This is a genomic window from Nonomuraea antimicrobica, assembly GCF_039536965.1.
GTDB lineage: Bacteria > Actinomycetota > Actinomycetes > Streptosporangiales > Streptosporangiaceae > Nonomuraea > Nonomuraea antimicrobica.
This window is the reverse complement of record NZ_BAAAZP010000187.1, coordinates 203596-211757: the sequence shown is the minus strand read 5'-3', so window position 1 is coordinate 211757 and position 8162 is coordinate 203596. Positions and strand designations below refer to the sequence as shown.

The following is an 8162-nucleotide window of genomic DNA, read 5'->3' as shown; positions in this document are numbered from 1 at the left end:
CCAGCAGCACCTTCCGCTGCCGCGGCGGCGCTGCGGCGGGCCGGTCGTCAGCGGGTCACAGACTGCCCGAGGCGCGCTCCAGCAGCACCTTCCGCTGCCGCTCCAGCCCGAGCAGCTCGCCGAAGAGCCTGCGGTGCTCCTGGTCTTCCTCGACCGGGTTGATCCGCTGCAACCTGGCCTTGACCTGGGCGATCGCCCGGTCGACCGCCATCGTCTCCACCCGGGCCAGGATCGCCGTCGCGTAACGCTGCTCGACCTCGGCGTCCGCCTGGAACGGCTCCACCGCGAACCGGGTCACCAGCGCCCGCGCCCCCTCCTCGTGCGCGTGCTCCAGCAGCAGATCGACCCACTCACGCCCGCCGTGCCCGGCCGCGGCCAGGCCCCCGGCGGCGGTGACGACCTGGTGCAGCGCGATGTGGTCGGTGAGGGTGAACGCCTGCGGGCCGAGCGCGTCGAACTGGGGCCCCAGCAGCGCGGGGCGCTGCACGGCCAGCTTGAGCAGCTCGACCTCCACCCGCACGCTCGGATCGACCGGCGCCGCCCTGGGCGCGCGCTGGCGGCGGCCCTGGAGGGCGCCGGACACCTCGGCGATGCGCTGCATGACGAACCGCTCGTCCATGAACCCCAGCCACCGGTCGAGGTCGATGGCGTAGCGCTTGCGCAGCCCGACGTCCTTGATGCCGGCCACGATGGGCGCGGCGGCGTCGAGGGCGGCGATCTTGCCTTCGTTGGTGCCCAGGTCGTAGCGGGAGATCGTGCTCCTGATCGCGAACTGGAACAGCGGCTCGCGGCTGGCGATCAGGTCGCGCACGGCCGCGTCGCCCTGCTTGATGCGCAGGTCGCACGGGTCGAGCCCGTCGCTCTGCACCGCGACGTAGGTCTGCGTGACGAACTTCTGCTCGTCGGCGAACGCCCGCAGCGCCGCCCTCTGGCCCGCCGCGTCGCCGTCGAAGGTGAAGATGACCTCGCCCCTGAACTCGGCCTGGTCGAGCAGGAATCGGCGCAGGATCTTGATGTGCTCCTCGCCGAACGAGGTGCCGCAGGTGGCCACGGCGGTCGGCACGCCCGCGAGATGACAGGCCATCACATCGGTGTATCCCTCGACGATCACGGCCTGAGAACGTTTGGAGATCTCGCGTTTCGCAAGATCGATTCCGTAGAGCACCTGGCTCTTCTTGTAAAGCGGGGAGTCAGGCGTGTTCAGATATTTTGGCCCGTCATCGGAATCGAGCAACTTTCGTGCGCCGAAACCGATCACATCGCCCGTGGCGTCCCTGATGGGCCAGATCAATCGCCCGCGGAACCGGTCGATGGGCCCTCGCCGCCCCTCCTTGGCCAGCCCGCCCTTCACCAGCTCGTCGGCGCTGAACCCGCGCCCCATCAGGTGGCGGCTCAACGAGTCCCACTCGGCGGGCGCGTAGCCGACGCCGAACGTCTCGGCGTCGGCCCGCTCGAAGCCGCGCTCCGACAGGAAGCGCCGCCCGGCCGCCGCGTCGGGGGCCATCAGCTTGCCGGCGTAGAACTCGGCCGCCGCCCGATGCGCCTCGATCAGCCGGGCCCGCTCGCCGTGGTCGCGCCGGGGGACGTAGCCGCCCTGCTCGTACTGGAGCTGGATGCCGGCCCGCTGCGCCAGCCGCTCGACGGCCTCGCCGAACGACAGGTGCTCGATCTTCTCGACGAACGTGATCACGTCGCCGCCCTCGGAGCAGCCGAAGCAGAAGTACATGCCGCGCTCGGGCGTGACGTTGAACGACGGCGACTTCTCATCGTGGAACGGGCACAACCCCTTGAGGTTGCCCCCTCCGGCGTTGCGCAACTGGATGTGCTCGCCGATCACGTCGGCGATGGGGGAACGCTCGCGTACGAGTGCGATGTCGACATCACGGATCCGGCCAGCCACGCCGGGAAGTCTATGCCGCCCCGCCGACGGTTCTGCGCCGCGCGGGCGCCCCGGCATGGGAACGGGTGCCCCCAGTGCGTGAACGGGTGTCCCCGGCCCGAGAATCGGGGAGGAAGGCCACGGTTACCTCCAGGTTGCTAAAGGAGGAAAGCGGCAATGTAGGGGCTCCCGGTCGGCTACAAAGGTAAAGGTTGTCGGTGGAAACGGTGACACGGGTGGAGATCATGCGATCGGGGCTAATCGTACGATGGGCGGCCATCATGGGCGCCGTCCTGCTGACCGGTGCCTGCACCCAGGCCACCGGCCTGGCCGGGGTCGGCGCACAGCCCCCCGCCACGACCCCGGCGGCGGGCACCCAGGCGGGCACAGGCACCCAAGCGGGCACCCAGGCGGGCACCCAGGCGGGCACCCAGGCAGGCACGGCCCTCGACCCGAGCCCGGTCCCTACCCCCGAGCACCAGGCGGCCGAGCTGCCGCCCAGGGGCGACGACCCGATCGTGGTGCCGCCGCCGAAGCTGTCGAAGTACGCCTACACGTTCCCGGTGAAGGGCTGTGAGACCACCTACCAGCGCAAGCTGCTCGTGCTGCCCAAGACGACGATCTGGGCCGGCCAGGGCTGCGCGTTCGTGGCGCCCATCGGCGGCGTCGTCGACGAGGTGAACGTGCAGAACAGGTGGCGGCCGAGCACCGACGCGGGGGCCGACCGCGAGGGCAGGTTCGTCACGATCGTCGGCGACGACGGCGTACGCTACCTCGGCGGCCACCTCGACTCGATCGCCGACGGCGTCAAGCCGGGCGTGCGCGTCAAGGCGGGCCAGGTGCTCGGCCGGGTGGGCCGCACCGGCAACGCCCGCGACACCGGGCCGAACCTCTACTTCGCCATCTCGTGGAAGACCGGCCCGGCCTACTGGTGGGTGCGCCGCGGCATGGTCGAGCCGTGGGACTATCTCGACGCCTGGCAGACGGGCAACAGGACGCTCTCTCCCCGGGACGAGACGCTGGCGCTGCGCGGCAAGCTGGGTGAGACGCCGCGCTGCACCGTGCTGTGCGCCTCGAAGCAGGCTCCCCAGCCGAGCAAGACCCCGAAGCCGAGGAAGACCGACGAGGTGATCACGCTCAACCCGACGATAGCTCCTTTGGGTCCACCGTGACGCCCGACCTGATGAGCTCCTGGATGTCGTCCACGACGTCCCAGGTGTTGACGTTCATGCCGGCGAACACCCGGCCGCCGCGCAGCCAGTAGGCGATGAACTCCAGGCTCTCGGGGTCGCCGCGGTAGACGATCTCGTCGTGGCCCTCGATGTCGCCGGAGAACTCCATGCCCAGCTCGTACTGGTCGGTATAGAAGTAGGGGAGCCGGTCGTAGACGACCTCCTGGCCGAGCATCGACCGGGCCGCGGCGGGGCCGCCGTGCAGGGCGTTGGCCCAGTGCTCGACGCGGATGCGGCGGCCGTACAGGGGGTGGAAGAACTCCGCCACGTCGCCGGCCGCGTACACGTCGGGGTGCGAGGTGCGCAGCGCGGCGTCGGTGAGGATGCCCTGGCCGACGTCGAGCCCGGCGTCGCGGGCGAGCCCCACCTCGGGCGCGGCGCCGATGCCGGCCACGACCAGGTCGGCGCTCAGCCGCTCGCCCGAGCTGAGCCGCACGCCGGTGTCGGTGATCTCCGCGGCGGCCGTGCCGAAGCGCAGGTCCACGCCCTTGCGCGCGTGCAGGCGGGCGAACAGCTCGCCCAGCTCCCTGCCGAGCGCCCGGTTGAGCGCGGTGGGCTCGGGCTCGACCACGGTGACCTCGCACCCGGCCGCCCGCGCCGCCGCCGCGGTCTCCAGCCCGATCCAGGACGCGCCCACGACCAGCACCGAAGAACCCTCCGCGAAGCGCCGCGCGATCGCCTCGCTGTCCTCCACGGTACGCAGGTAGTACGCGGGGCCGGGCAGCCGTCTGGGCACGGCTCCCGTCGCGACCAGCAGCTTGTCGTACGGCTGGCGCGACCCGTCACCGAGCCTGACCAGGTGGTGCTCGAGCTCGATGCGGGTGACCCGCATGCCGAGCCGGAGGTCCACCCCGTGGTCGGCGTACCAGTCGGGGGCGTGGACGAAGATGTCGTCCCGCGCGCTCCTGCCCAGCAAATAGCCCTTCGACAGGGGCGGTCGCTCGTAGGGCCGTTCGGTCTCCGCGCCGATCAGCACGATCTCGCCGTCGAAGCCTTCCTCGCGCAGCGTCTGCGCCGCCTTCGCCCCGGCCAGTCCCGCGCCGACGATCACATATGTGGCCATGGGCGCAGTATCCGCCCCGCGAGGTCGTCGGAAAAGGCGGTTGCGCCAGGCGACCGGGTTCGTTGATGAAGCTTTGGTCAGCGGGAGAGCCTGCGGTGCCAGGCCACGGCCGAGGTGTCGGTGAGTGAGGCGATCTGGTCGATCACCACGCGTACGCGGGCGGCGTCGTCGCGCGCCCCCAGGAACGCGGGCCGGAACGCGGGCTCCAGGGTGCCCGGCGCGCCCAGCGTGATCAGGGAGGCCAGCTCGGTGATCAGCTCGCGCTGCCTGGCCTGGTTGGCGTTGTGGTCCTTCGTCGTCATCACGTAGTGGGCGGTGACGCCCTTGAGCAGCGCGCACTCCAGCCGCGTGGCGTGGGGCACGACGAGGTCGGCGCGGTGGCGGGAGCCGTACACCTCCTTGGTGGCGGCCTGCGCGGACCTGCAGAAGTGGCCGATGAGGCCGCTGGTGAGGGCCTTGAGCCCGGCGAGGTCGGCGAGCGTGGCCTCGAAGCGGCGCGGCCAGAGCGGGGTGGCGATCAGCCGGGCGAAGACCTCCTCCAGCTCGTTGAGCTCGGTGCCGGGGGCGTACCAGGTGCGGGCGGTCTCGCACACCTGGGCGCGCTCGACGGGCGACTGGAGGGCCTCGGGGATGACGTGGCCCATGTGCAGGGCGTCCTCCAGGTCGTGCACGGAGTAGGCGACGTCGTCGGCCCAGTCCATGATCTGCGCCTCGAAGCTCACCCTGCCCTCCGGGGCGCCGTCCCTGATCCAGGAGAACACCGGCAGGTCGTCGTCGTACACGCCGAACTTGGGCGAGGTGCGGCACGTCCACGGATATTTGATCGAGGCGTCGAGGGCGGCGCGGGTCAGGTTGAGACCGGCGCTGCGGCCGTCCTCGGTGAGCACCTTGGCCTCCAGCCTGGTGAGCAGGCGCAGGCTCTGCGCGTTGCCCTCGAAGCCGCCGCACGAGGCAGACAGCGCGTTGAGCGCCACCTCGCCGTTGTGCCCGAACGGCGGATGTCCCAGGTCATGGGCCAGGCAGGCGGTCTCCACCAGGTCGGGGTCGACGCCGAGCGCGGCGCCCATCTCGCGGCCCACCTGAGCGCATTCGAGCGAGTGGGTCAGCCGGGTGCGCGGGATGTGCTGGCCACCGCCGAGGGTCTCCCCCGGGCCTACGACCTGCGTCTTCGCGGCCAGCCTGCGCAGCGCGGCGCTGTGCAGCACGCGGGCCCGGTCGCGTCCGAACGCGGAGCGTTCAGGATTGCCGGGAGGTTCCGGAACCCAACGCTCCTGATCGTGCTCGTCGTAGTACGGCATAAGTGATGTGATTTTATCCAGTTTCAGGTCTCCGCTAGTGTCGAGCCTCGCGAGAACCATTCCCCGGGAGCCCTCCTCCATGACGACAGCGTTCCGAGCGGTGCTGGCCTTTACCCTGCTCGCCGGCTTCTACGTGCTGGTCGGCCTCACGCTGGCGGCCGCGATCTTCCTCGACGTGCTGTTCCTCGTCCAGTTCCAGACCAACCTCCTCCAGTACGCGATCGCGCTCTCGCTGGCCGCGGCCGCGCTCGTGCGGGCGCTGATCATGGTCAGCCGCCGCTCCGGCGGCGAGCAGCCGGGCGTGGCGGTCGGCCGCGAGCACGAGCCGGTGTTGTGGCAGACGGTCGAGGAGCTGGCCCAGCGCGTGCGTACGGCCCCGCCGGACGAGATCCGCCTGGTCGCCGAGGTGAACGCGGCCGTCTCGGAGGACACGCGGTTCCTGGGGCTCAGGGCGACGCGGCGGCGCATGTACATCGGGCTGCCGCTGTTGCAGACGCTGACCGTGGACGAGATGCGGGCGGTGCTCGGGCACGAGCTCGGCCACTACAGCGGCGCGCACACCCGCCTGGGCGCGCCGGTCTACCGGGGCCGGGTCTCGCTCATCGCCACCGTCCAGGGCCTGCGCAACCACCCGTTCATCCAGCGGGTGTTCACCTGGTACGCCAAGCTCTACCTGCGGGTCTCGCAGGCCGTCTCGCGTAGGCAGGAGCTGGAGGCCGACCGGTTCGCCGTGGCGATCGGCGGCCGGCAGGCCATGGCGGGCGCGCTGCGCAAGATCCACGCCACCGCGGCCGGCTGGGACGTGTTCGTCGGCAACTACCTGGTCATGGCGGGCAGGGGCGGGGTCAGGCCGGCGGGGGTGTTCGGCGGGTTCCACGCGCTGATGACCGACCCCGGCCGGCAGGCGGAGATCGCCAAGCTGAACGAGCAGCCGGAGGAGGTCTCCCCGTACGACTCGCACCCGAGCCTGACCGAGCGCCTGGCCGCGATCGAGCAGGTGCCGGAGCCGCAGCACGTCCCCGACCCGCGCTCGGCCCTGACGCTGCTGGCCGACCCCAACGTGGCGGTGCAGGCCGTGGAGCAGTCGATGTGGACGCAGGAGGCCCTGGCGACGCTGCGCCCGGTGTCGTGGGAGGAGCTGGTGGCGGAGGGCATGTACGCCGGCCGCAACGCCGACGCCCTGCGCGACCTGGCGGTGGCGGGCCAGCAGGTCATGGGGGCGACGCGGCCATACCTGGACGCGGCGTTCGAGGCCATCGCCAGGGGGCGGCAGGCGGAGCTGGAGGCCAGGCTGCGCGAGCAGGGCTGGAACCCGTCCGGCACGCTGCTGTCCGGGGTGCTGGTGCAGGCGCTGGAGGCGGTGCTGATCCAGCTCGGCCAGGCCAGGTGGACGCTGTCGTGGTCGGGGCCCGCGCGGCTGCTGTTCGACGACGGGGAGGAGGTGGCGCTGACCGAGTACGCGGCCCAGGTGGCCGCCAACCCGGCGGCGGTGGCGGGCCTGCGGCAGTGGCTGGGTGACCACGGGATGCGCCACGACTACGTGCCCCTGGAGGAGCCCAGCCCGGCCGGGGTCCGCTGACCCGGCCCTCGGCTCTGCCCCGGCCCTGCGCCGGCCCTGCGCCGACACTGCGCCCTACCCGGCCCTTCGCCCTCGCTCTCGCCCTGCCCCTGGCTCCTGCCCTGGCCCGGCCGGTGGGCTGCCCGGCGCCGACCTGGCCTGCCGTGCCCGACGCGAAAAACGATCACGTCCAGGTAGGCCGGTTTTTCCCAAGCATCTTGCCAGGTCGCCGTCTGTGGCTTTACGGTCACCCTGAGCATTCTCCGCCCAGAGGAGGCGCTGTGAGCAGGCAGGACGGTGGCACCAGGAAGGGCTCGGCGACTCTGCCGCACATCGCGTGGCGACTGGAGGGGATGATCGCGGGCATCGCCGAGCGGCGGCCGCGCGCCAGCGGGGCCATCGAGCAGGCGTTGCGGAAGGTGCCGCGCCACTGGTTCGTCCCGGATCAGGGGCTGGCGCTCGACGACCACGGCGACGCGACGCCGATCGACCGGGAGATCGATCCGCAGACCTGGTGGGACGCCGTCTACTCGGCCGTGCCGATCGCCACACCGGTCACCACGCCGGTCGCCACGCAGCTCGGCACGCAGCAGCTCGCCACGCCGCCCGGCGAGGGCCGCGGCGGCACCGCGTACACGTGCGTCAACCCCGCGCCCAGCCGCGTCGTCGACCTGCTGGAGCTGCTCGATTCCCGTCCGGGGCTGCGGGTGCTGGAGGTGGGCACGGGCAGCGGGTGGATCACCGCGCTGCTGTGCCGGCTGACGGGCGACTCGGGCAGCGTGACGTCGGTCGAGTCCGACGCGGTGGTGGCCTCGGCGGCCGGACGCAACCTGGCCGCCGCCGGGGTGCGGCCGTACCTGGTGATGGGTGACCTGGCACGCGGCTGCCCCGAGCGGGCCCCGTACGACCGGGTGCTCGCCCCCTTCACCGTGCCCGACTCCTGGCTCGCGCAGACCCGGCCGGGCGCGGTGATCGTCGGCGGGGACGACCTGTCGCGGCTCGCGGTGACGGCGGGCCGCGGGGACGGCCGCTCCCTGTAGGAGATCCACCCGCATTTATGGCGCGGCGTAAAAATGCGATTATGGTCTGACTATTAATGGTTTGACCGTGTGCGCCGCGCCCGAGAATGATC

6 protein-coding genes are annotated in these 8162 nt (G+C 71.7%); 3 read left to right on the top strand and 3 right to left on the bottom strand.

All coding sequences use genetic code 11. The features are described from left to right. Window positions 1-55: 55 nt before the first annotated feature. Window positions 56-1900: a DNA primase gene (dnaG, locus tag ABD844_RS42975; protein ID WP_344892173.1), complete on the bottom strand. Its 1845-nt coding sequence runs from the start codon at window positions 1898-1900 to the stop codon at window positions 56-58. A 224-nt stretch (window positions 1901-2124) separates the two neighbouring features. On the opposite strand from dnaG, the gene ABD844_RS42970 reads away from it, so the two are divergent. Then, the gene (locus ABD844_RS42970; protein ID WP_344892170.1) at window positions 2125-3051 is read left to right on the top strand and encodes a M23 family metallopeptidase; all 927 of its coding nucleotides are present in this window, start codon (window positions 2125-2127) and stop codon (window positions 3049-3051) included. On the opposite strand, the gene ABD844_RS42965 is transcribed toward ABD844_RS42970, so the two are convergent. Together ABD844_RS42965 and ABD844_RS42960 are read right to left on the bottom strand one after the other, a co-directional pair. Beyond that, entirely contained in the window at window positions 3017-4174 is a 1158-nt protein-coding gene (locus tag ABD844_RS42965; protein WP_344892167.1) for an NAD(P)/FAD-dependent oxidoreductase, read from the bottom strand. The genes ABD844_RS42970 and ABD844_RS42965 overlap by 35 nt on opposite strands. Window positions 4175-4251: 77 nt before the next feature. After that, window positions 4252-5472 carry a deoxyguanosinetriphosphate triphosphohydrolase gene (locus ABD844_RS42960; RefSeq protein ID WP_344892164.1) on the bottom strand — a complete coding sequence of 407 codons (1221 nt, stop codon included), beginning with the start codon at window positions 5470-5472 and terminating at the stop codon, window positions 4252-4254. A gap of 79 nt (window positions 5473-5551) precedes the next feature. Here ABD844_RS42960 and ABD844_RS42955 point away from each other — a divergent pair, with 79 nt between their 5' ends. Next, window positions 5552-7051 carry a M48 family metallopeptidase gene (locus tag ABD844_RS42955; RefSeq protein WP_344892161.1) on the top strand — a complete coding sequence of 500 codons (1500 nt, stop codon included), beginning with the start codon at window positions 5552-5554 and terminating at the stop codon, window positions 7049-7051. Between the two features lie 260 nt (window positions 7052-7311). Continuing rightward, window positions 7312-8070 carry a protein-L-isoaspartate O-methyltransferase family protein gene (locus tag ABD844_RS42950; protein ID WP_344892158.1) on the top strand — a complete coding sequence of 253 codons (759 nt, stop codon included), beginning with the start codon at window positions 7312-7314 and terminating at the stop codon, window positions 8068-8070. The last annotated feature ends 92 nt before the right edge of the window (window positions 8071-8162 follow it).